The sequence below is a fragment of the Marinifilum sp. D737 genome (assembly GCF_026672275.1).
In the GTDB taxonomy this organism is placed as follows: domain Bacteria; phylum Bacteroidota; class Bacteroidia; order Bacteroidales; family Marinifilaceae; genus Marinifilum.
On the sequence record NZ_JANQCD010000001.1, the window covers coordinates 477347 to 499055 of the forward strand.

Consider the following 21709-nt stretch of genomic DNA (forward strand, 5'->3'; position numbering starts at 1 on the left):
TTCAACTTATTTAAAATAAACTGGATTGGAATAATTAAAGGTCTGTTTCATTAATAATTCATCATTTATAATTTATAATTGAATTAAGGTGGCAAGAGAAAGACTAGAAGTATTATATGAGGACAATCACATTATTGCAATTAACAAGCGATGTGGTGATATTGTGCAAGGAGATCAGACTGGAGATGAACCTTTGAGCGAGAAGGTAAAGAAATACATCAAAAGAAAATACGACAAACCAGGTGATGTTTACCTTGGTGTACCTCATAGAATTGACAGACCTGTTAGTGGGGTTGTTATTTTTGCTAAAACCAGCAAAGCTTTGACGCGTTTAAATAAAATGTTTCAGCAGAAGGCTGATCAGATCGATAAGATTTACTGGGCAGTAGTTCAAAATTGTCCAAGAGTGGAAGAGGAAACTTTAAAGCATTACTTGTTAAGAAATCAGGAAAAAAATCGCACCAATGTATTCGATAAGGAGAAGAAAGGTGCGAAAGAGGCAATACTTGATTACAAATTGTTGACTCGCTCTCAGAAGTATTTCTTATTGGAGGTAAAGCTTCATACTGGTCGCCATCACCAAATTAGAGCTCAGCTTTCAAAAGTTGGTATGCCAATTCGTGGCGATTTAAAATATGGTGCCCCTCGTTCTAAAAATGGAGGAGGAATTGGCCTTCATGCCAGGGAAATTGGTTTTATCCACCCGGTAAAACAAGAGCCTATCAGGATTAAAGCACCAGTTCCACAAGATGATAATTTGTGGAGAGAACTTGAAAAATTAGCAGATTAAATAATAAAAAAACGGAAGCCATTGGCTTCCGTTTTTTTAGTCGTTTAGCATTTCTTTATCAAAGAAAAGCGGCAATAATTGCTTAATGCTTTCCACAATTCTAATTTTGTTTTCGCCACAAAGAATTACTCTAATTGGCTGATTGTATCTATCTTCAGTTTCCAGTAGAACTTGTCGGCAAGAGCCACAAGGAGGAACCGGAGTTTCCAGGAAGCTGCCATTTGTTCTTGAAGTAATGGCAATGGCTTTAACAGGAACATCTGGATATTTGGCATTGGCATAAAAAACCGCTACACGTTCTGCACATAAACCCGATGGATAAGCAGAGTTTTCCTGATTATTACCTTGTACCATCTCACCATTCTCTAACAATAAAGCTGCTCCAACATTAAATTTAGAATATGGGGCATAAGAGCGATGAGCTGCATCTTTGGCCTGATTAACCAATGCTTGATCTTCTTTTGAAAGTTCGTCTATCGAATCGTATTCGTAAACCGTTGTTATAATTTGTGTTTTCTTCATTTTATAGCCATTAGTAAGCAGTATTAAGTAATTGGTTATATACTAACTACTCGTACTCATAAATATACAATAGTTTCGATAATATTTACTAAAACATTATCGTTAGCTTATCAACGGAATACCTTGTGAATAAAAATTGATACAGAAATATCAATGGATAACAGGATTGTTATATTTTTATGGTTGTTTTTGAAATCGGAACGAAGATATACATAAATTTTGATTTCTCATTTATTATCGCTTTTACTTTAGATTTTTATGAAGAAAATTATCCTATACACACTACTTGTAATTGCCACATGCTCAGGTGTGTTTGCAAAAAATTATACCAGAAAAGAATACATTCAAAAATATAAAGATTTAGCGATTCGAGAAATGGAACGCACTGGTATTCCAGCCAGTATCACAATGGCCCAGGGAGTATTAGAGTCACAAAATGGTAATTCTCTTTTGGCGCGCAGGGCCAATAACCATTTCGGAATCAAATGTCACGATTGGGTTGGTCCGAGTATGAAATTCGATGATGACAAAAAAAATGAGTGCTTTAGAAAATATACAAACCCATATGAGTCGTATAAGGATCATTCAAAATTCCTGACGACACGTTCGCGATATGCTTTTTTATTCAAGTATCGATCGGATGATTACAAGCGCTGGGCACATGGATTAAAAAAAGCAGGTTATGCTACCGATCCAAAATATGCCCACAAGTTGATTAGTATTATTGAAGCTGAACATCTTTATAAGCTTGACAGAAAGGGTGCTGGTAAAGATTTCGTTGTAACGAAACCTGATGACACTGAATTGGCAGACATAGATGGTGATTTAAGTATTGATCCGTTTGGAGCCCGATTGGAAGTGGCCAATGGTATTCATTACATCGTAACCAAAAAAGGTGATACTTTCTACAGTATTGAAAAGAATTTGGGTGTAGAGCGCAAGAAGTTGTTGCGTTACAACGATCTTCCTAAGAATTACATTTTACAGATTGATCAGAGATTATATTTGCATAGCAAGCGAAATAAAGCTGCCAGAGGTTATAATTTCCACCGTGTAAAAGAAGGAGAATCATTGTATGGTATTTCGCAGCAGTACGGTGTGAAATTGAAGAGACTTTGTAAGTACAATGGTGTGAAGAAAAACTACAAAGTTAAGACAGGTGAGCGTATTTGGTTACGCAAAAAGAAAAGATAGAAAATATCAAAATTAGATATGAGTAAAAGAAGCTGTTTCAAATGGATTGAACAGCTTCTTTTTTTACAGAATATTTACTTGAATAGGTTCATTTTATAAGTATAATTTTTGGCATTATTTTGGTGGTAACATCAACTGTAAGAAATCAATATTAAACTAATCTATAATCAATACAGTTGAATCATGAAAAAAGCAATCTTTTATTGTCTTGGTGTTGTACTAATGGCATCCTGCCAGATGACACAAACCATTGTTACTCCACCTGCCAATGTAAATGTTCCGAAAAATGCACTTTTTATTTCTCAATCGGGAACCGAAAGTTCTTTAATGCAAACCGTTATCGATTTGGAAAATAACGAAATGGTAGTGCTTACCTACAGTTATTCAAATATCGAAAATGTAACACGCACCGGAGTGTATTTAAATCCTGATGATTATAGAAATATGAAAATTGTAGGAACAGATGCACCATACGCCAAGGAGAAAGAAGAAAAGAAACCTGCTCACCTAAATGATTCTAAAGAGAAATAAAAATTAATGCAATATAAAAAGGGATAAGTCAATTGTGGCTTATCCCTTTACTCTATTATTTAATGTTATGTAAGTTTAAAATCATTCACCCAACTGATCTTTGGTTCTGCTTAAAAGCAAAGAATCGGCCAATTGTATGGCGGTAATAATAAACAATACAAAGGCAATCGGATATTTAAATTGAATTACGAAATCAAGAAGAATGTTTGCCTCTTTCAGTTCAAAATAGAACAAAAATGCAACCGTAAAAGCCATAATAACCAATAAACCTAACGACATCATCAGGTGGCGCAATAAAGCCTCTTTAATCGATTTTCGCTTCTCCACTTTTTCCACCACATTATCGGCAAAATCAATTGGAATATTTAGCTCGAAATCATCTTCTAAAATTTCTTTCAGCAATTGATCCACATTTTGGAATTCGTCCTCAGTATGTTTTCCTCTGTAGCTATGCATATCAATTAGGATTTAATATTTACCAATTCACTTTTTTCTATCAACTCTTTCAACATTTTTCTTGCCCTAAAAATGTAGTTTTTTACTGTACCAACAGGTAATCCTGTAATTTCAACAATCTCTTTGTATCCCATCTCTTCCAGATGATACAAACTTAAAACAGTTTTGTATTGCTCAGGCAATTCATCAATCATTTTTCTGACATAGGATTTCAACTCTTTGGTTTCAGCAATTTTTTGCGGATGCTCCTCCGTTATCATATCCGCATGTAAAAAATCACGTTCATTGTCATCAATATCAGTATCGGGTTTTCTTTTTTTCAAATGATTAATCGTAACCCTGTAGGCAATGGTTGCAATCCATGTTGAAAGCTTCGAATCACCTCTAAATTCAGGCAGTTTCTGATGCACCTTAATAAATACCTCCTGGCAGATATCCTCCAAATCTTCCTGCTGGTTAAGCAAACGCGCCGCCACGTGAAATACAAGGCGCTCATATTGCTTTACCAAAAACCGAAAGGCCTGTGGATTCCCGTTATTTATCTGATTTATCAGCTCTGTTTCCTTCATCTTCTGTTGCAGTAGACAAGCAAGGTAAGAAATAGGTTGCAGAAAATTTAAATATTTTTTATCAGGGCATTCCCCTTCGGGTCGGGCTATTCGCTACTACTCCTCACTCGTTCCTCCTTGCGGGGTAACCGCTACTATCCCTAATGCAAGCCCTTCTTCAAGCAAAATGCATTTTCGTGCTCCGCTTTAGCTCGGGGTACGAATTGTTTATGAAGTGCAACAAACTCACACTTAAGGTTTTTTTAATAAAATATTGGGAATCCGAACTCAAGTCGGAGTCCCAAAGAAAACTTGTCCTTTCGTATCCCGACTCTAAGTTCGGGTTACGAATTATTTCCAGCAATTCATTTAATCTCATTATTAGATTTCAAAGAACATTGGGAATCCATATTCAAGTCGGAGTCCCAAAGCGAATACCGCTTTAGGAAGAAGAGTATTGCTTGCAGCATTCCTCTTCTCCTCAAGGAGAAGGGGCCAGGGGATGAGGTGAAAAAAATGAAAAAAAATCCACCAAGCTGCAACCTTTTTAAAACCACCATGGTCTACTAGGCAAAACAGATTGAAAAACTTAAAAATTTGAAATATGAATATTGGTGAATTATTAATGGCTGCAGTGGTGTTTTTCTCAATCATCACATTTGTGAAAATATTGTCTTCACATTTTCTAAAGAGAAAAATTATTAAAACCGGTCATTTCGATCGAGCAGAGATTCTGGATCAAAACTCGGAGATAGAGGTGAAGAAACAAGTGCAGTACGATCAGTATCCTGCATTAAAGTGGGGATTGGTAGCATTTTTTGGTGGACTTGGATTTATCGTATTGGAGTTGTTGGGAACTCAATATCCTCAGTTTACAGAGTATCGCAGTGCAATGCCTTATGGAATCTTCTTTGTATTCACTTCACTTGGTTTCTTATTGTACTACGTAATCATGAGCAAAAAGGCAAAAGAATAAAATAAATACACCCCAATAAAGCGAGGCTGTTCAATTCATTTTGGGCAGCCTTTTTTTTTGAAAGTCTTGAATAGTGAAAAAGTAGAAAAGTTGTGAAAATCCAAAGCTAATTTAAGCACTGGTGAGTAATTCTCTTTTCACATTCGCACAATAACCAAATCATACAGTTTCTATAAGCTTTCATTTCTGTTGGAGATTCTTATTTTACCAAGAAAATTTTCTTTGTAGCATTTAGTAAATAAAAAACGCCTCCCACAACAGGAGGCGCTTCGCATACTAAGCCAATCTTTAACTAAAAACAATATTTATTCTCCTCGATTAATTTCCTGGCTATCATTCGGCGTTCTTCTTTGCTGTTTAGTCCGCGGTGTTTGGTAAAGCGTTTCAAGCCTAAAAGCATCATGCGCAATTCGTCGCCCGATGATATGCTGTTGGCAGCATCTTTGGCATTTTTGTGAATGCGGTCGGCGGCATCGTAAAAGAAAACCTTACACATGGCAATTTGTTCCTGGCAGGCTTCTTCTCCTTTGGTTTCTAACAACTTTTTAACGCGTAGCAATAACGATTCTGCCTGATAACAATCGGTAATGATATCTGAGATATTCATTAGGATTTCCTGCTCCTTACTAAGCTTTTGCATGAACTTTTGAGCAGCTGCACCTGCTACCAGTAAAGCACACTTTTTAAATCCCTCTACCAATTTGCTTTCAGCAGCCAATAGGCTGGTATCTTCTTCCCCAAAATCAGGAATAGACATTAATTCTTTGGCCACAGCTTGTGAGGCTGATAATAAAGGCAATTCATTTTTGAAAGCTTTTCGCAACAAGTAATCTACCACCAACATGCGGTTGATTTCGTTGGTTCCCTCAAAAATACGATTGATTCGAGCATCGCGATAAGCACGTTCCATAGGAGCTTCGGCTGAGTATCCCATACCACCATAGATCTGTACACCTTCGTCCACCACATAATCCAAAACTTCGGATGCCGCAACTTTCAAAATGGCAGCTTCGGCAGCAAATTCCTTCTGTGCCTGTACTGATGCTTGCTCCTTACTCATTCCTTCTTCAATTAAATGATGCTTGGTGTTCTGAATATCGTTACTGCAACGGTAAATGGCCGATTCAACAGCATAGGTTCGAGTAGCTTGCTCGGCGATTTTGTACTGAATCGCTCCAAAATTAGCAATCTCGGTACCAAATTGAATACGTTCATTGGCATAGTTAATGGAATTGGAGATAACCTTTTTTCCAGCTCCTAAAACGGCAGCAGCCAATTTAATCCTTCCATTGTTCAGGATATTCAAGGCAATCTTGAAACCATCACCTCTTTCTCCCAGAAGATTTTCAACAGGAATTTCACAATCTTCAAAGAACATCATACAGGTTGAAGAGCCTTTGATACCCATTTTCTTTTCTTCCTGTCCTAAACTGATTCCTGGAAAGCTTTTTTCTATAATGAAAGCACTTAAGTTCTTATCATCATCAATCTTGGCAAAAACCGTGTAAATATCGGCAAAGCCACCATTGGTAATCCACATTTTTTGTCCGTTCAAAATGTATTTCGAACCATCCTCCGAAAGTTTTACTTTACTCTTTCCCGAATTGGCATCGGATCCTGCACCTGGTTCTGTCAAACAATAAGCTCCTTTGTATTCGCCACTGGCAAGCATTGGCAAATACTTTTCTTTTTGCTCTTGTGTTCCGTAGTAGAGGATAGGAAGCGTTCCAATTCCCACATGAGCCGCATATGCTACTGCAAACGAGCTGTAGGTGCCCATTACCTCGGTGCTCAGCATGGATGTATTCATATCCTGGCCAAATCCGCCATACTCTTCGGGAATTGCAATGCCAAGTAGACCCAATTCACCTGCTTTGTCGAGTAAATCGGTCATTAAACCTTCTTCCTGTTCATCAATTCTGTCCTGCATCGGAAATATTTCTTTCTCCTGGAAATCTCTGCAGGTATCCATGATCATTTTTTGTTCTTCCGATATCTCTTCCGGAATAAAAATATCTTGTGGCATCGTTTCTTTCACCAGAAACTGTCCGCCTTTTACTGTTTTAATCTTTTCCATGTATGTAGTGTTTATGTAGTTAAAATTATCATCAGTAAGTTTCCAAGAGGGATCTTCAATTGCCTCCCTCTATAGAGGAAGGATTCCTATAGCAATTCAAAAATACCGGCAGCACCTTGCCCCGATCCTACGCACATGGTAACCATGCCATATTTTTGATTTCTTTTCTTCATTTCGTGCAAGAGTTGAACCGAAAGTTTTGTTCCTGTACAACCCAGTGGGTGTCCCAAAGCAATGGCTCCACCATTTACATTGGTGATTTCAGGATTCATGTCTAACTCTCTCATTACAGACAGGGCCTGAACCGCGAATGCTTCGTTCAATTCGATTTGCTCAATTTGGTTCATGTTCATTCCCGATCGTTTTAAAACTTTAGGAATGGCTTCAACAGGTCCAATGCCCATGTGTTTTGGTTCAACACCAGCTACAGCATAAGAAACAAAGCGAGCAATTGGCTGCACATTCAATTGTTTCAACATTTTTTCGGATACCACCAAAACAAATGCTGCTCCATCGGATGTTTGAGAAGAATTACCAGCTGTAACCGTACCATGTTGATCGAAAACTGGTCTTAATTTCGACAAGCCTTCTATACTGGTATCAGCTCTTGGACCTTCATCAGTGGCAACAATGTGCTCTTTGGTTTCAGCTTTCTCTTTGCTGTTTACAAAAGTTTCCGATACTGTAATGGGAACAATTTCATCTACAAAACGGTTCGCTGCCAATGCTTCTAAAGCTTTACGGTGCGAGTGAAATGCAAATTCATCCTGATCCTCTCTCGATATTTTATACTTTTTTTGCAAGGCTTCAGCTGTGATTCCCATGTTCCAGTAGTAATCCGGATTCGACTTGGCTATTCCCAGGTTGGGAACCAATCGCCAGCCACCCATTGGCATAAGCGACATCATTTCCACACCACCGGCCAGTATACAGTCTGCCAATCCAGCTTCAATTTTCGATGCAGCAATGGCAATTGTTTCCAGGCCAGAAGAACAGTATCGGTTCACAGTCATTCCAGGAACCTGAATATTATCCAATCCCATTAAAGAGATCATTCTACCGATATTCAATCCTTGTTCAGCTTCGGGAGTTGCATTTCCTACAATTACATCCTCAATTAGTAAAGGATCTAGACTTGGCGTTTTCTCCATAATGTGTTGTACCACTCTTGCGGCCATATCATCAGGCCTGATGAGGCGAAGCTTTCCCTTTTTTGCTTTGCCTACAGCGGTTCTATATGCGGCTACTATATATGCGTTCATATTTCAGTTATCAGTTAACGGTTATCAATTATCAGTTTCTCAGAATCTTGCCTTTTTGCAGCAGGCTTTGCATGCGTTCCAGCGTTTTTTTCTGCTGGCAAAGTCGAACAAAAGCAATTCGTTCCAAATCGAGTAAGTATTTTTCCGACACTTTGCCAGGTTCACTCAGTTCGCCTCCACTAAGCACTTTCCCTAGCTCTATGGACAAGTGCTTGTCGTATTCCGAGATGAAATTTCCTACTTCCATTCCATCTGCACCCGAATAAACCAAAGCCAAACCTTCACTTCCCAGTACAGTAATATCTTTGGTTGGTAGAGGAGGAGTGTAGCCTTTCTCAAGCATTAGCAAAGCTGCTTTTTTTGCATAAGTCAACTGATGCTTTTTGCTAATGATTACTTCATCCACATCCTTTCGGAGATATCCCAGATCGAATGCTTCGTAGGCCGACATTGATACCTTTGCTTGACCAATACTCAAGAATTTATCGCGGAAGCGGTTGGTTCGGATATCATCCTGAGCAATTTCTTTGGACAATCGGTAAGCAAACTCTTTGGTTCCTCCACCAGCAGGAATTACTCCAACACCTAGCTCAACCAATCCCATATAGGTTTCCGCGTGAGCAATTACCTTATCGGTATGCATACACAGTTCACATCCTCCTCCCAGAGTTATGCCATGTGGTGCGGCAATTACCGGAACCGAAGCATACTTTAACTTCAGCATTGTGTTTTGGAAAGTGCGTACAACCATGTCTAACTCTTCAAACTCTTGCTCAATGGCCAGCATAAATACCAATCCAATATTGGCCCCGGCCGAGAAGTTTTCTCCTTCGTTGGAGATTACCAAAGCTTTATAATTGCTTTCCGCCAACTCAATGGCTTTGTTAATTCCCTGTATAATTTCACTGCCAATGGTATTCATCTTGGTGTGGAACTCAAGGTTGATGATTCCATCACCAAGATCAATGATACTGGCTCCTTCGTTACTCCAAATGGTTTTGGAAGAGCGAATATTATTCAGTAGAACCAGATTTTCAGTTCCAGGAATGGTTTGGTAAGCATTCGAATTTACATCATAGTACTGTTTCAAGCCATCTTTTAACCGATAGAAACTAAGATCTTCCTGAACCATATTGTACACCCAATTGGCAGCCTTAAATCCCATTTCTTCCATCATGCCTAAAGTTTTTTTCACACCTAAGCTTTCCCAAATCTCGAATGGTCCCATTTCCCAGGCGAAACCAGAACAGATGGCTTCATCAATTTTGTACAGATCATCGGTAATTTCAGGCATTCGCTTCGAAACGTAGGCAAACAAGCCAAAGAACAGCTTCTGATAGAATTGATTTACTTTGCTGTTTCCTTTTAAAAGAACTTTAAAGCGATCATTAAGATGAGGTACAGCCTTTGCGGCTTCAAACTCACCAAATTTTACCCTTTGCTTTTCTTGATATTCGAAACTTTCCAGGTTCAAGCTTAAAATCTCGCTCTTTCCTTCTGATTTTATTTTTTTATAAAAGCCTTGTCCGGTTTTTGATCCCAACCATTGGTTGCCCATCATGTGTTTTATGAACTCTGGAATCTGGAAAACATCTTTGGCTTCATCATCCTGCAGTGCTTTCTGAAGGTTTTGTGCTACAAAAACCAGCGTGTCCAAACCAACTACATCGCAAGTACGGAAGGTAGCGGATTTGGGTCTTCCAATGATTGGTCCTGTAAGTTTATCAATTTCTTCAACCGAAAATCCAAATTCATCAATCAGGTGAAAAACCGACATCATAGAATAAACCCCAACTCGGTTGGCAATAAATGCAGGAGTATCCTTACAACTTACTACCGATTTGCCTAAAAATCTTTCTCCAAAATCAGTCAAAAAATCCAATACTTCCTGATTTGTTTTTGGAGAAGGAATGATTTCTAACAATTTCAAATACCTGGGAGGATTGAAGAAATGAGTGCCGCAAAAATGAGCTGCAAAATCTTCCGATCTTCCCTGAATCAACATCTGAATAGGAATACCTGATGTATTGGTCGTAATCAGGGAACCGGGTTTCCGATGCTCTTCAATTTTGGTATAGAGTTCTTGTTTGATTTTTAGATTTTCGATAATGGCTTCTATTATCCAGTCGCATTCAGCGATTTTATGAAGATCATCTTCGAAATTACCTGTTGTAATTCTGCTGGCATAAGCTTTTAAATACAGAGGTGCAGGTTTTAGTTTTGTTGCTTTCAGAAAAAGATCGTTTACAATTCTGTTTCGAACTATGGGATGATCTGCAGACAGACCAGCTTTTTGTTCTTTTTCGTTAAGTTCCTTTGCAGGCATATCCAATAATAAAACCTCGATGCCTATATTGGCAAAATGACATGCTATTTGAGCGCCCATGACTCCTGCACCCAAAACTGCAACTTTTCTAATTTTTCGAGTCATATTTTTATTTGTTATAGTGTGTGTGAATACTTGTTTAAAGTTCTTCTTCGTAGGCGTATATATCTCGAATCAGATTGTCGTATTTGTCTTTTAAAACTTTTCTTTTGAGTTTTAAGGTTGGCGATAATTCACCAGATTCAGGAGTCCAAACATCTGAAACCAAACGACTGGTTTTAATTTTCTTTGGTCGATCGAGATTTACATTGGTTTTCTCAACCTCTTTCCAAATTCGTATTTGAATACGCTCATTTTTAATAATCTCTTCCGGACTAATAAAATCCAATTTCTTTCTTTTGCAGTATTCTTTTAGGAATTCAAAATCCGGGGAAATTAATACAGAAGGAAAGCGTCTGAATTCACCAATTACAATTGCCTGATCGATAAAAGGAGATTCCTTCAGTTTATTTTCAATTACCTGTGGAGCGATATAAATTCCACCTGAAGTTTTAAAAATTTCCTTCTTTCGATCCGTGATTTTGAGGAATCGATCTTCCACCATACAGCCAATATCACCAGTATGGAACCAACCATCTTTATCGATAACTTCATTGGTTAGTTCTGGATTTTTGTAATATCCCAGCATGATATTTGGTCCTCTAGCCAGAATTTCTCCATCATCAGCAATTTTAACCTCTACGCCATCTAAAACAGGACCTACGGTTCCAAACTTTACATCTGGGTAGGCGTTTTGATTGGCCGCAATAATAGGAGAGGTTTCCGTTAATCCATATCCTTCCTGAACAGGAATGCCAGCAGCCCAAAATAAACGCTCTAACCTAACCTGAAGCGCAGCTCCACCCGAACACATGAACATGATGTTACCACCAAGAGCTTCCTGCCATTTGCTAAAGATTAACTTTCTGGCAATTTTCAGTTTGAATTCATACCACCAGCCATTTGCTCTGTTCAGTTCATATTTTTGACCAAGATTAACAGCCCATAAGAACAAGGATTTCTTTATGGTAGGCAAGCTTTTTCCCTTAGCCATAATCTTGTCATATACTTTTTCCAGTAATCGGGGAACGGTGGCGAACCCATGAGGTTTAATCTCCCGCAAATTATCGCCAATGGTTTCCATACTTTCAGCATAATAGATACTAATTCCCTTGTATTGATACTGATAGTTAACCATTCGCTCATAAACATGGTTGATTGGTAAAAAACTCAAACACTTGTGACTTGAATTTAAAATTAAACGTGCAGCCGAAGCCAGCACATTACTAGTGAAGTTTTTGTGCGATAACATTACACCTTTAGGATTGCCTGTTGTTCCCGATGTATATATGATGGTAACCACATCTTGTGGTTGGATGTTTTCTTTAATGGATTTTAATTCATCCACATATTTGTCATCAAGAGCCTTACCCATATCAAGTAATCGTAACCAATGAGTAACAGCTTTAATTTTATCGAAAGCATACACCTCTTTTACCGAAGGATGATCGTTTAAAAGTGGTTCAATTTTGCAGTACAATTCTTCACTGGAAACGAAAATTATGCTCGGTTCACAATGATGAATGATAAAGTCATAGCTTTTTGCACTAATCGTTGGATAAAGGGGAACATGAATTACACCAATTTGTGCCAAGGCCATATCAACAAAATTCCATTCGGGTCTGTTGTTCGAAATGGTGATAACCCGGTCTCCTTTTTTAAGACCACTATCCAGCAAAGCGTAACTAATTAAATCTGAATATTTCAGATATTGTTCTGTGGAATATTTAATCCACTTGCCATCTTCTTTCTTTGCGAAAGCATCTGTTTTATCAGGATAATTTTCCCGATAAACATCCAGTAAGTCGAAAATGCGCGTAACCATAATTTAAAGTTTAAGTATGTAAGGCATTACAGCATTTCAAAATGATTTCGAAGCATTTTGATGCGCAGGAACTTAATCTCTAATGATTAGAGGTGAGAGATTTAGTGTTGATTTAAGTTTTGTGTAAGAAGTTGTATTGGGAATTGGTTTCAGAGATTTTCCGAAATCTTTTTACACTTACATAAAATTTACAAAAAGGAATCTGAAAATAAAAGAATAATTGGTAAGAATTCTTTTTTATTTGGTAAGCGAAAAAAAAGGAAGCTTTTGGGCTTCCTTTGAAATTTTATAAATGATAGTTGGATATTTGTTGAAATCCGCGAAGAAAATCTTCGACTTTCATGCGTTTCTTGCCTGCCTGTTGCAGCATTGTAATGGATAGAAATCCGCCTTCTACAGCCACTTTTAAGTAAGTTTTGCCATCGGTGTACAAACTACCTATTTCTTTGTTGTGATTTTCAATTATTTTTTCGGTTGCGAAAACTTTAAGACCGATCTTTTTTTCTTCTTCATTCGGAATCAATTCTGTCCACGATGCTGGGTACGGACTTAATCCTCGAATTAAATTGTGAATGGAATTGATATTCTTTGTCCAATCAATCTTACAGTCCTCTTTAAATATTTTTGGTGCAGATTTTAATTCGTCTGCAGCAATACTTTCCTGCGGGATTTGTGGATAGTCATTGGCTTCGATTGCTTTAACTGTTTTAACAACCAAATCAGCACCAATATTCATTAGTTTATCATGGATGATTTCAGCATTGTCGTTTTCACCAATCTCGGTTTTTTCCTGAAAAATGATGTTACCCGTATCAATTTCATGCTTTAAAAGAAATGTAGATACACCAGTTTCTTTATCACCATTAATGATTGCCCAGTTAATTGGCGCAGCACCACGATATTGAGGAAGCAAGGAAGCATGAAGATTTAGAGTACCAAATTTTGGCATGTTCCAAACTACTTCCGGTAACATTTTAAAGGCAACCACAACCTGCAAATCAGCTTCTAATGATTTAAGTTCTGCAAGAAATTCTTCATTTCTGAATTTTTCAGGTTGTAAAATTTTCAATCCTTTTTCTGCAGCATACTTTTTAACTGCTGCTTCTTGTATTTTTTGACCTCTACCTGCAGGTTTATCAGGGTTGGTAACAACACCAACTACATTAACCCCTGCATTTAAAAGAGCTTCAAGAGGAGCCACCGCAAAATCGGGTGTTCCCATATATACTACACGTAAACTCATACTATTCCTTTAAGTTCCTGTTTCCTTTATTGTGTTTTGGAAAATAAGGGCAATGTTTGCATCCATTGCCACAGCAATACCCTCTCTCGGTAAGATATTTTTTTGTCATGATTCTATATCCATCAGGGTGCATATAGTAATCAATATCTGGTTTTAAATCGTCAAACATATTAGTCTTGTTTAATTTTTAAAAACTCTTTTATGCTTTCGTTTTTAATGGTAACCGAAAGATGATAGTGAGATATTTTATATTCGTTGTTTTCAATAACCAGTACTCCAGAAGCTCTGCAAACTCCCATCCAGGTATTTAAAAGTTCATCGAACCAAATGGTTTTCTTGCCTTCCGAAGTATAAATTTTTCTATCAAAGGCTTTAAAATTCCAGGTTGTTCCCTTTTCAAAATATGGCTTGCAAAAATTGTGGAACTCTTGTTTGGTCCATCTTTCCGATGGATCGGTTCCAATGTAGCTTGCATTTTCTGTCATCAAGCCAAAATACTTTTCTAAATCAGCATCTGCGGCAGCTTTATGCCAATCATTAAGAAGTTGGTTGACTTCTTTTTCGGAATATGCTACTTGTTTTGAGCAAGCAGAGAATAATCCCAAAACTGCAATTAGAATTGTGAATATAGATTTATGCATTTTTCTTTTTGAAAAATTTTGTCGGGTTAATCTTTTTAAAGAAATCAATATAATTTTCGATATTGAAAACAGCAGAGTCTGTAGTTGCTTTGTAGGTTAATACAATTCCCAATGGAAGAATTATCAGTGATGAAATCCACATTCCAAGAGCAGGAGGTAGAACCAATTCTTTGGCAAAACGCTCACCAGTCATGGAAATAATGTAATAGAAAATAAAGAATAACACCGATACAATTACTGGCATTCCCAAGCCTCCTTTACGGATGATTGCACCAAGTGGAGCTCCGATAAAGAAGAATATTAAACATGCAAAAGGGAGTGTGAATTTTCTATGCCACTCATTGGAGAATTTCTTAATCCATTTTTCTTGCACCAATAATTCTCCTTCTTTTCTAGATACAGTTTCTCTTGCTTTTCTGGCAAAACTAAGAGCAGAACTTACCGAGGTTAATTGTTTTGTGATTGTAGTAGATTTAAATAAAGAATCAACATTTAGTGTTTTTGCTGAAAGATCTTGTGATTTCACAGAATCTTTTCGCATTGATTTTGATTCTTTTTTAAAGTAATGTCTTGATATCAATCCGGTAACAAGTCTCTTTTTTTCATTTTGCAATTTGCCTTGCAAGGAATCTTCAGAATGTACCAACTGTTTTAGATTTAGCATTCTATAGTTCTTGCTGTATCTATCCTCATTACCTCTTTTTAATTCAGTGCTTCTAAGAGGAACGTTTGTTTTATATTCCTGAAATTTTATTCTTCGTGAAGGATGTTTTTTATCTCTTCTCGATTTGGTTTTTACCTCCTGATACATATTGCCACTGTACAAAGTAAGAGCCATATTTTTCTTATCAGGAGAAGTGACCATAGTGCCAGAATCAGCCACTGTTACATTGGTATTTCCTCTTCCATCACGGTGGTCGTATATCAAGATTTTATACATCATTCCGGTTTCTTTATCAATGTCGTCCACCTTAATGCTAAAGTTGGGAAGATCATTCGTAAAAATACCTTCTTTAAGGATCAGTTCTGGTTTTTGATTTTTAATATCAATTAAGAGTGATGTAGTTTTTAAGGATGCCACCGGCATTACATAGTTGGCAAAGAAAAAAGCACTAATACTAATAATTATCACAAGAGTGGTAAGTGGCTGCATGATTCTCTGCAAGGAAATTCCTGCAGCTTTCATAGCTGTTAATTCATAATTCTCTCCCATATTCCCAAAGGTCATAATAGAAGCCAAAAGAATAGCCAAAGGGAGTGCCATTGGAACTAAAGTAGCAGAAACGTAAAATAAAAATTCAGCAATTACTGTCCACTCTAAACCTTTTCCGACAAGTTCATCGATATATCGCCAAAGGAATTGCATGAGTAGGACAAACATGCAGATAAAGAAAGTAAAGGCTAATGGCCCTAGAAAACTTTTAAGAATAAATGAATGTAAACGTTTCATTCTAAAATATTTTAATTGAAGCGAGATCCGAATTTTATTATATGGATCTCACACTGCTACCTAAAAAATAAGACCAATAACTTGCAGAAACTGGTCTTACATAGCTTACAAAAATAAGCTAATTATTTAGGATTTGGTGTTATGATTTGTTAAAAAATCATATTCCCAATACATGTTTTAATTCGGCGATTTGAGTATCCCAAAGTTCAATGCTTTCATCTATTTCATCTTCATCAGCAAAATCGGTAATGATTAAAGATAGGTCATTGGTGAGAGCATCAATTTCAATTTTAAATTCGAAATAGCTGTCTTCATCTTCACTATCAAGCCAATGGAAGCGAATTAAACGATTATCTTTCTTGGTTATTAATTCTGCTTGCTGCTCCGATCCATCCCAAATGAAAGTATAAACTTTACCTTTTTGATTTACATCATCAGCAAACCATTCTGATAATCCACTTGCATTACTTAGTCGATCGAAAATTACTTTTTGCGAAGCTTGAAGTACATATTCCAGTTCAAATTGTTTCATCTGTTGGGGCATAAATGTTTTGATAATAAAATAAGGGGATTAAGTTTGTCTTGATAAATTTTTCCCCCAGTATTAAAATACTGCACTAAAAAGGTGAAATGTAAGTCAATACTTAAATTTCGCGCAAGATACTTAAGAATTTTCTAATAATAAAAACTGATTCTTAAATCTTTAGCTTTTCTCATATTGTTAATTCTTTAAGATGCTTAGTTTACCTGCACCATATAAGTTAAGAAAATTTTACAAATCGATAAATTAAATCATATACAATTCAAGAATTGAAAAAAAATGTGAAATGATTTTTTTTAAATGAAAAAGGATTCTATATTTGCACCGCGTTAGGAAAAACGGCGAGGTAGCTCAGTTGGTTAGAGCGTCCCGATTTAGTATCGGGAAGGTCGGTAGCAAAGGAGTAAAAAGCTTTTTATCTTAGGGTGTAAATAAAAAAAACGGCGAGGTAGCTCAGTTGGTTAGAGCGCATGATTCATAATCATGAGGTCGGCGGTTCAAACCCGCCTCTCGCTACTCTAAAAGAGAAACAGTTTAAAACTGTTTCTCTTTTTTTATACCCTGGATTTTCTACTTTAAAAAGTATGATTGGTAGGAGCGTCCCGATGTAAAATCGGGAAAGTCGGCGGTTCCCCGAATAAATTCGGGACACGCAAACCCGCCTCTGGCTACAAAAAGGAAACCATGAAAATTGTTTCCCTTTTTTGTATCTTAACTTTTCTTTTAATTATTATAGTTGTATGAGCTATTTCGTTTACATTTTAAAGAGTAAGAAGACGGAAAGGTATTATATAGGTTACACTTCGGATATCGTTTGTCGTCTTGAAAAGCATAATGCTGGAGCAACAACTTCAACGAGATCTGGTCGACCATGGGAATTGTTATATTATGAGGAGTTTCAAGAAAAGAAGCTGGCCATTTTACGAGAAAGGGAAATAAAAAAGAAAAAGAGTAGAGTTTATATAGAAGCACTAATTAATTCTTTTAGTGGTTCCGATGCTTAGAGCGTCCCGATGTAAAATCGGGAAGGTCGGCGGTTCCCCGAATAAATTCGGGACACGCAAACCCGCCTCTGGCTACAAAAAGGAAAACCATGAAAACTGTTTCTCTTTTTCTTGCCTTGAAATTTCTTAGCTAATCATTGAGTCGAAAGGTGTGTCGGAAGACAAATAGTTAATGCCTTTTTGAAATTGCATTGAGAGGATGTTAATCTGACAAAATAAAATCGTCTTGTTGTAGCATACGTCGCCGTAGTTCCAATAATTATTGGGACAACCGGAATAAGCCTTTGCAATAAAAACAATAAAAAAGTTACCACTTTTTAGCAAAAATATACTCCAGGCATAGGTCAAATGGCATGTTGCAAAAAAAAAACAATATTTTTTCAAATTGTAACATTTCTGTAAAACAGATAGTTTAAGGAATCGAGTCATTTCTTTGTAAAGATTTTCAGAAAAAAGATTTTTTTTAGAAATAAAATGCTCTTATATTTGCACCGCAATCAAGCAAAACGGCGAGGTAGCTCAGTTGGTTAGAGCGCATGATTCATAATCATGAGGTCGGCGGTTCAAACCCGCCTCTCGCTACTCTAAAAGAGAAATAGTTTAAAACTGTTTCTCTTTTTTTATACCCTGGATTTTCTACTTTAAAAAGTATGATTGGTAAGAGCGTCCCGATGTAAAATCGGGAAGGTCGGCGGTTCCCCGAATAAATTCGGGACACGCAAACCGGCCTTTCACTACAAAAAGGATGGTTTAGATTATTCTTTTTTGTTTTATATACTCCATTTTTAGGAGAATTGATTTTAATAGGGATCAATTCTTTTATCTTTGCTATCCGTTAAAATAAAATATCAATGTTAAAAGTAACCAGAGCTATGTGGTGCTTTTAGAATTAAATAATGTAATCGTATGAACAATTGGTTTGAGTGTAAAGTGAAGTATGTTAAGGTGGATGAAGTATCAGGAAAAGAGAAAAAAGTATCGGAGCCATATTTGGTGGATGCAATGTCTTTTACCGAAGCCGAGGCCAGAATTCACAAAGAACTGGAGCAAATGATTAGTGGGGAGTTTAATGTAACCAATATCAGCAAATCAAACATCACGGAATTGTATCCTAATGACAATGGTGACCGCTGGTTTAAAGCTAAAGTTGCATTTATTGATGTGGATGAGGCATCTGGTAAGGAAAAGAAAAGCAATAATTACATGCTTGCACAGGCAAACAATGTGAAACAAGCATATGAATTTTTGGAAGAGTGCTTAAGTGACATGATAGTGCCTTATGAGATTCCAGCAGTTTCAGAAAGTCCTATTATGGATATCTTCCCATTTTTTAGTGATGAGGTGAATGAAGAAATTCCAGAGAATCTGAAACCAGTTTCGGAAATTGAACCGAATGATAACGAATTTGAATAGATCAGAAATTTCTGATCTGTTTTTTTTCGAAAACGATTGTTTTCTGTTGAAAAACATACGCATGTCTTGTTGTTACTGTAAAGTTAAATGGCTGTAATGTTCTATAAATCAATCTCAATAGAGGTGTGTGAATTGGTGTTTTGATTTTTTGTGTTTTTCGTGGTGAAATTTCTTTTCTCTACTACATTTGTCAGCATAAACAAACAACAAAAAACAGACTTGAATAAGTTTTGACTTTTAAGATGAGGGGATCTATATGAAGTCAGATTTATTGGTTTAAACGTATAATCACACCATGAAAACAAGAACTGAACACGACTTAATTGGCTACAAAGAGGTGCCAGCTGATGCATATTATGGCATTCAAACTTTAAGAGCAGTTGAAAACTTTGACATTTGCGGTGTTAAATTAAGTGCATATCCAAACTTTATTAAAGGTTTGGCAATGGTAAAATGGGCAGCAGCTAAAGCAAACAACGATCTTAACCTACTAACTGACGATGTTACTGAAGCGATTACCAAGGCATGTGAAGAGCTTATTGATGGAAAACACCATGATCATTTTCCTGTTGATATGATTCAGGGAGGTGCTGGAACATCTACCAATATGAATGCCAACGAGGTGATTGCCAACAGAGCATTGGAAATTCTTGGATATCAAAAAGGTGAATACGAACACTGTCATCCAAACAACCACATTAACCTATCTCAGTCAACAAATGATGCATATCCAACTGCAATTAAAATTGCATTAATGTATATGAATGAGAATTTGGTGGCAGGCTTAAAATCATTGATTACTGCATTTAGAGCGAAAGGGGAAGAGTTCAAGGATGTTTTAAAAATGGGTAGAACTCAGCTGCAAGATGCTGTACCTATGACATTGGGGCAAGAATTTGAAGCTTGGGCTGTAAATCTTGAAGAGGAAATCGAAAGATTGAACCAAAATGCAAAATTGTTCCTTGAAGTAAACATGGGAGCAACTGCTATTGGTACAGGAATTAACTCGGAGCCTGGTTACTCAGAAAAGTGTGTTGCACACCTAAACGAAATTACAAAACTTCCAATTGTATTGGCTGGTAACTTAATCGAAGCTACTCCTGATACAGGTTCGTATGTAATGTACTCATCAGCTGTGAAGCGTTTGGCTGTTAAACTTTCAAAAATCTGTAACGACTTAAGATTGTTATCTTCAGGACCACGTTGTGGATTGAACGAAATCAACTTGCCAAAAATGCAACCAGGTTCATCTATCATGCCAGGTAAGGTAAACCCGGTAATTCCTGAGGTTGTAAACCAAATTGCTTACAAGGTAATTGGTAACGATTTAACTGTAACTTTTGCTGCAGAAGCAGGTCAGTTGGAATTGAATGTAATGGAACCAGTTTTGGTTCGTGCTATTTTTGAATCAATGGAAATGTTGGAGAATGGAATGGCAACATTAAAAGAAAGATGTATTGAAGGAATTACAGCAAATGTTGAGCACTGTAAAGAAATGGTTCTTAATAGTATTGGTATTGTTACTGCTGTAAATCCAACATTAGGATATGAAGCTTCTTCGAGAATTGCCAAAAGAGCGTTGGCAGAAAACCGAAGTGTTTACGATTTAATTCTTGAAGAAGGATTATTGACAAAAGAGAAGCTAGACGAAATTCTTTCTCCGGAAAGAATGATTAAGCCTCAAAAATTTGTTGAAGCTTAAAGGATTGATTTTAACCGAATTTTGGTTAATTACTTTGTTTCTTAAACAACAATCCAATTTAACTTGGAGAATACTCTATCATTGAGTTCTTGGCGCATTAAAGAGGTTGATTCGATTTCGATTCAACCTCTTTTATTTTTTGTCAGTCAAAGGGTGAATATTTACAAGGTGCAAATCAGTCACCCCTTGACTTTGTCTCTTTAGAATTCTTACATTTACCTGATCTTAAATTGTAAATGCCATGTCAGAAATAAGTTTTAAGTCCATAGGAACAATTCATACACCTCACAAAACCAGAGAAAATATGCCCATTCAGCCTCTAAGTGCAAGAGGCGTTGAGGCAAGAGTCGAATTAAAGCCTGAATTGCTTGATGGATTAAGAGACTTAGAGTCTTTTTCGCATGTGATATTGATTTATCATCTACATAAATCGGAAGGCTACGAATTGGATGTAAAACCATTCATGGACGATAAAACCCATGGTTTATTTGCTACCAGAGCACCCCGAAGACCCAATGCCATTGGAATGTCAACCGTTAAACTTAAGTCGATAGAGGGCAATGTTTTACATGTTGAGGATGTGGATATCCTGGATGGAACTCCTTTATTGGACATCAAACCTTTCTTTTCGAAGTTTGATAATCGTCCCGATGCAGTCTCTGGTTGGTTAGACGAAAAATGGAAGGAGAAGAATCGGGAAATAAAATCAGACAAGCGATTTATTAAATAAAGTGGCTCTGTATGATTTACAGTGGGTACTTCATATAAGTTTAAAAATAATCTCTACTTTGTTTGAACTGGGGTGTTGGGCATTGGAAGAACAAGCTTCTTATCCGCAGAAAATATTTAGAGAGACGGGGAAGCTTCGTCCCGAAATAGAATTTGTAAGCATTTGGGAGTCAAATGCAACAAAATTCATAATCGGGAGAGAAGATCACCCTCCCGATACTTCGGGAAACTTAATGTTTTCAAGTAGAAGGAGTTTGTGCTTACGCGCCCTAGTCCCGATAGCTATCCCTTAGGTTTGCATAGTCATGGTTAATACAACTGATTTTGTAGTTTAGTGGTGATTAACCAGTCAGCAGAAGTAAACTAACGATAGCTTAAGG

At 36.9% G+C, this 21709-nt stretch carries 20 protein-coding genes and 2 tRNA genes; 10 read left to right on the top strand and 12 right to left on the bottom strand.

All coding sequences use genetic code 11. From position 1 onward, the window contains the following. Positions 1-88: 88 nt before the first annotated feature. Complete coding sequence (locus tag NQ163_RS02115; protein WP_268188658.1) at positions 89-790, top strand: RluA family pseudouridine synthase; 702 nt, start codon at positions 89-91, stop codon at positions 788-790. Positions 791-826: 36 nt separating this feature from the next. Here NQ163_RS02115 and NQ163_RS02120 read toward each other — a convergent pair whose 3' ends face one another. Next, a complete protein-coding gene (locus NQ163_RS02120; RefSeq protein ID WP_268188659.1) occupies positions 827-1312 on the bottom strand; it encodes a cytidine deaminase in 486 nt (161 codons plus the stop codon). A 258-nt stretch (positions 1313-1570) separates the two neighbouring features. Between NQ163_RS02120 and NQ163_RS02125 the strand changes: the two genes are divergently transcribed. Both NQ163_RS02125 and NQ163_RS02130 read left to right on the top strand, forming a co-directional pair. Further along, a complete protein-coding gene (locus NQ163_RS02125; protein ID WP_268188660.1) occupies positions 1571-2506 on the top strand; it encodes a glucosaminidase domain-containing protein in 936 nt (311 codons plus the stop codon). 183 nt (positions 2507-2689) lie between these two features. Beyond that, complete coding sequence (locus tag NQ163_RS02130; protein ID WP_268188661.1) at positions 2690-3037, top strand: hypothetical protein; 348 nt, start codon at positions 2690-2692, stop codon at positions 3035-3037. An 81-nt stretch (positions 3038-3118) separates the two neighbouring features. Here NQ163_RS02130 and NQ163_RS02135 read toward each other — a convergent pair whose 3' ends face one another. Next, positions 3119-3493 carry a hypothetical protein gene (locus tag NQ163_RS02135; RefSeq protein WP_268188662.1) on the bottom strand — a complete coding sequence of 125 codons (375 nt, stop codon included), beginning with the start codon at positions 3491-3493 and terminating at the stop codon, positions 3119-3121. Between the two features lie 5 nt (positions 3494-3498). Then, positions 3499-4062, bottom strand: coding sequence for an RNA polymerase sigma factor (locus NQ163_RS02140; protein ID WP_268188663.1), 564 nt, complete (start codon positions 4060-4062; stop codon positions 3499-3501). A 583-nt stretch (positions 4063-4645) separates the two neighbouring features. On the opposite strand from NQ163_RS02140, the gene NQ163_RS02145 reads away from it, so the two are divergent. Next, positions 4646-5017, top strand: coding sequence for a hypothetical protein (locus NQ163_RS02145; protein ID WP_268188664.1), 372 nt, complete (start codon positions 4646-4648; stop codon positions 5015-5017). A 292-nt stretch (positions 5018-5309) separates the two neighbouring features. On the opposite strand, the gene NQ163_RS02150 is transcribed toward NQ163_RS02145, so the two are convergent. The 9 genes from NQ163_RS02150 to NQ163_RS02190 all read right to left on the bottom strand — a co-directional run bounded on the left by NQ163_RS02150 (position 5310) and on the right by NQ163_RS02190 (position 16472). Beyond that, the gene (locus NQ163_RS02150) at positions 5310-7094 is read right to left on the bottom strand and encodes an acyl-CoA dehydrogenase family protein (RefSeq protein ID WP_268188665.1); all 1785 of its coding nucleotides are present in this window, start codon (positions 7092-7094) and stop codon (positions 5310-5312) included. 86 nt (positions 7095-7180) lie between these two features. Continuing rightward, entirely contained in the window at positions 7181-8356 is a 1176-nt protein-coding gene (locus NQ163_RS02155) for an acetyl-CoA C-acyltransferase (RefSeq protein WP_268188666.1), read from the bottom strand. Between the two features lie 31 nt (positions 8357-8387). Next, complete coding sequence (locus tag NQ163_RS02160; RefSeq protein WP_268188667.1) at positions 8388-10787, bottom strand: 3-hydroxyacyl-CoA dehydrogenase/enoyl-CoA hydratase family protein; 2400 nt, start codon at positions 10785-10787, stop codon at positions 8388-8390. Between the two features lie 34 nt (positions 10788-10821). Continuing rightward, a complete protein-coding gene (locus NQ163_RS02165) occupies positions 10822-12606 on the bottom strand; it encodes an AMP-dependent synthetase/ligase (protein WP_268188668.1) in 1785 nt (594 codons plus the stop codon). A 286-nt stretch (positions 12607-12892) separates the two neighbouring features. Further along, positions 12893-13849 (bottom strand): methionyl-tRNA formyltransferase, encoded by a 957-nt coding sequence (gene fmt, locus NQ163_RS02170; protein WP_268188669.1) that lies wholly within the window; start codon positions 13847-13849, stop codon positions 12893-12895. A 1-nt stretch (position 13850) separates the two neighbouring features. Next, positions 13851-14018, bottom strand: coding sequence for a DUF5522 domain-containing protein (locus tag NQ163_RS02175; RefSeq protein WP_165836038.1), 168 nt, complete (start codon positions 14016-14018; stop codon positions 13851-13853). 1 nt (position 14019) lies between these two features. Then, a complete protein-coding gene (locus NQ163_RS02180) occupies positions 14020-14490 on the bottom strand; it encodes a nuclear transport factor 2 family protein (protein WP_268188670.1) in 471 nt (156 codons plus the stop codon). After that, entirely contained in the window at positions 14483-15940 is a 1458-nt protein-coding gene (locus NQ163_RS02185; RefSeq protein WP_268188671.1) for an LptF/LptG family permease, read from the bottom strand. Before NQ163_RS02185 ends, NQ163_RS02180 begins: the two co-directional genes overlap by 8 nt. A gap of 157 nt (positions 15941-16097) precedes the next feature. Then, positions 16098-16472, bottom strand: coding sequence for an START-like domain-containing protein (locus tag NQ163_RS02190; protein WP_268188672.1), 375 nt, complete (start codon positions 16470-16472; stop codon positions 16098-16100). 451 nt (positions 16473-16923) lie between these two features. Between NQ163_RS02190 and NQ163_RS02195 the strand changes: the two genes are divergently transcribed. The 6 genes from NQ163_RS02195 to tsaA all read left to right on the top strand — a co-directional run bounded on the left by NQ163_RS02195 (position 16924) and on the right by tsaA (position 21330). Continuing rightward, a tRNA-Met gene (locus tag NQ163_RS02195) sits at positions 16924-16997 on the top strand. Between the two features lie 224 nt (positions 16998-17221). Further along, on the top strand, positions 17222-17485 hold the full coding sequence (locus NQ163_RS02200) for a GIY-YIG nuclease family protein (RefSeq protein WP_268188673.1): 264 nt from the start codon (positions 17222-17224) through the stop codon (positions 17483-17485). A gap of 508 nt (positions 17486-17993) precedes the next feature. Then, positions 17994-18067 (top strand) — tRNA-Met (locus NQ163_RS02205). Positions 18068-18391: 324 nt separating this feature from the next. Then, entirely contained in the window at positions 18392-18898 is a 507-nt protein-coding gene (locus NQ163_RS02210; RefSeq protein WP_120238758.1) for a DUF4494 domain-containing protein, read from the top strand. Between the two features lie 295 nt (positions 18899-19193). Then, positions 19194-20600, top strand: a complete 1407-nt coding sequence (gene aspA, locus NQ163_RS02215; protein ID WP_268188674.1) for an aspartate ammonia-lyase — start codon at positions 19194-19196, stop codon at positions 20598-20600. Positions 20601-20841: 241 nt separating this feature from the next. After that, entirely contained in the window at positions 20842-21330 is a 489-nt protein-coding gene (gene tsaA / locus NQ163_RS02220; RefSeq protein WP_268188675.1) for a tRNA (N6-threonylcarbamoyladenosine(37)-N6)-methyltransferase TrmO, read from the top strand. The last annotated feature ends 379 nt before the right edge of the window (positions 21331-21709 follow it).

Bases quoted from the DNA above. Each gene is read 5' to 3' on its own strand.
- NQ163_RS02180 (WP_268188670.1), bottom strand. From the start codon at position 14,490: ATGCATAAATCTATATTCACAATTCTAATTGCAGTTTTGGGATTATTC.
- NQ163_RS02165 (WP_268188668.1), bottom strand. From the start codon at position 12,606: ATGGTTACGCGCATTTTCGACTTACTGGATGTTTATCGGGAAAATTAT.
- NQ163_RS02190 (WP_268188672.1), bottom strand. From the start codon at position 16,472: ATGAAACAATTTGAACTGGAATATGTACTTCAAGCTTCGCAAAAAGTA.
- NQ163_RS02200 (WP_268188673.1), top strand. From the start codon at position 17,222: ATGAGCTATTTCGTTTACATTTTAAAGAGTAAGAAGACGGAAAGGTAT.
- NQ163_RS02120 (WP_268188659.1), bottom strand. From the start codon at position 1,312: ATGAAGAAAACACAAATTATAACAACGGTTTACGAATACGATTCGATA.
- NQ163_RS02140 (WP_268188663.1), bottom strand. From the start codon at position 4,062: ATGAAGGAAACAGAGCTGATAAATCAGATAAATAACGGGAATCCACAG.
- fmt (WP_268188669.1), bottom strand. From the start codon at position 13,849: ATGAGTTTACGTGTAGTATATATGGGAACACCCGATTTTGCGGTGGCT.
- NQ163_RS02150 (WP_268188665.1), bottom strand. From the start codon at position 7,094: ATGGAAAAGATTAAAACAGTAAAAGGCGGACAGTTTCTGGTGAAAGAA.
- NQ163_RS02130 (WP_268188661.1), top strand. From the start codon at position 2,690: ATGAAAAAAGCAATCTTTTATTGTCTTGGTGTTGTACTAATGGCATCC.
- NQ163_RS02155 (WP_268188666.1), bottom strand. From the start codon at position 8,356: ATGAACGCATATATAGTAGCCGCATATAGAACCGCTGTAGGCAAAGCA.
- NQ163_RS02125 (WP_268188660.1), top strand. From the start codon at position 1,571: ATGAAGAAAATTATCCTATACACACTACTTGTAATTGCCACATGCTCA.
- NQ163_RS02145 (WP_268188664.1), top strand. From the start codon at position 4,646: ATGAATATTGGTGAATTATTAATGGCTGCAGTGGTGTTTTTCTCAATC.
- NQ163_RS02210 (WP_120238758.1), top strand. From the start codon at position 18,392: ATGAACAATTGGTTTGAGTGTAAAGTGAAGTATGTTAAGGTGGATGAA.
- NQ163_RS02160 (WP_268188667.1), bottom strand. From the start codon at position 10,787: ATGACTCGAAAAATTAGAAAAGTTGCAGTTTTGGGTGCAGGAGTCATG.
- tsaA (WP_268188675.1), top strand. From the start codon at position 20,842: ATGTCAGAAATAAGTTTTAAGTCCATAGGAACAATTCATACACCTCAC.
- NQ163_RS02135 (WP_268188662.1), bottom strand. From the start codon at position 3,493: ATGCATAGCTACAGAGGAAAACATACTGAGGACGAATTCCAAAATGTG.
- NQ163_RS02175 (WP_165836038.1), bottom strand. From the start codon at position 14,018: ATGTTTGACGATTTAAAACCAGATATTGATTACTATATGCACCCTGAT.
- NQ163_RS02185 (WP_268188671.1), bottom strand. From the start codon at position 15,940: ATGAAACGTTTACATTCATTTATTCTTAAAAGTTTTCTAGGGCCATTA.
- aspA (WP_268188674.1), top strand. From the start codon at position 19,194: ATGAAAACAAGAACTGAACACGACTTAATTGGCTACAAAGAGGTGCCA.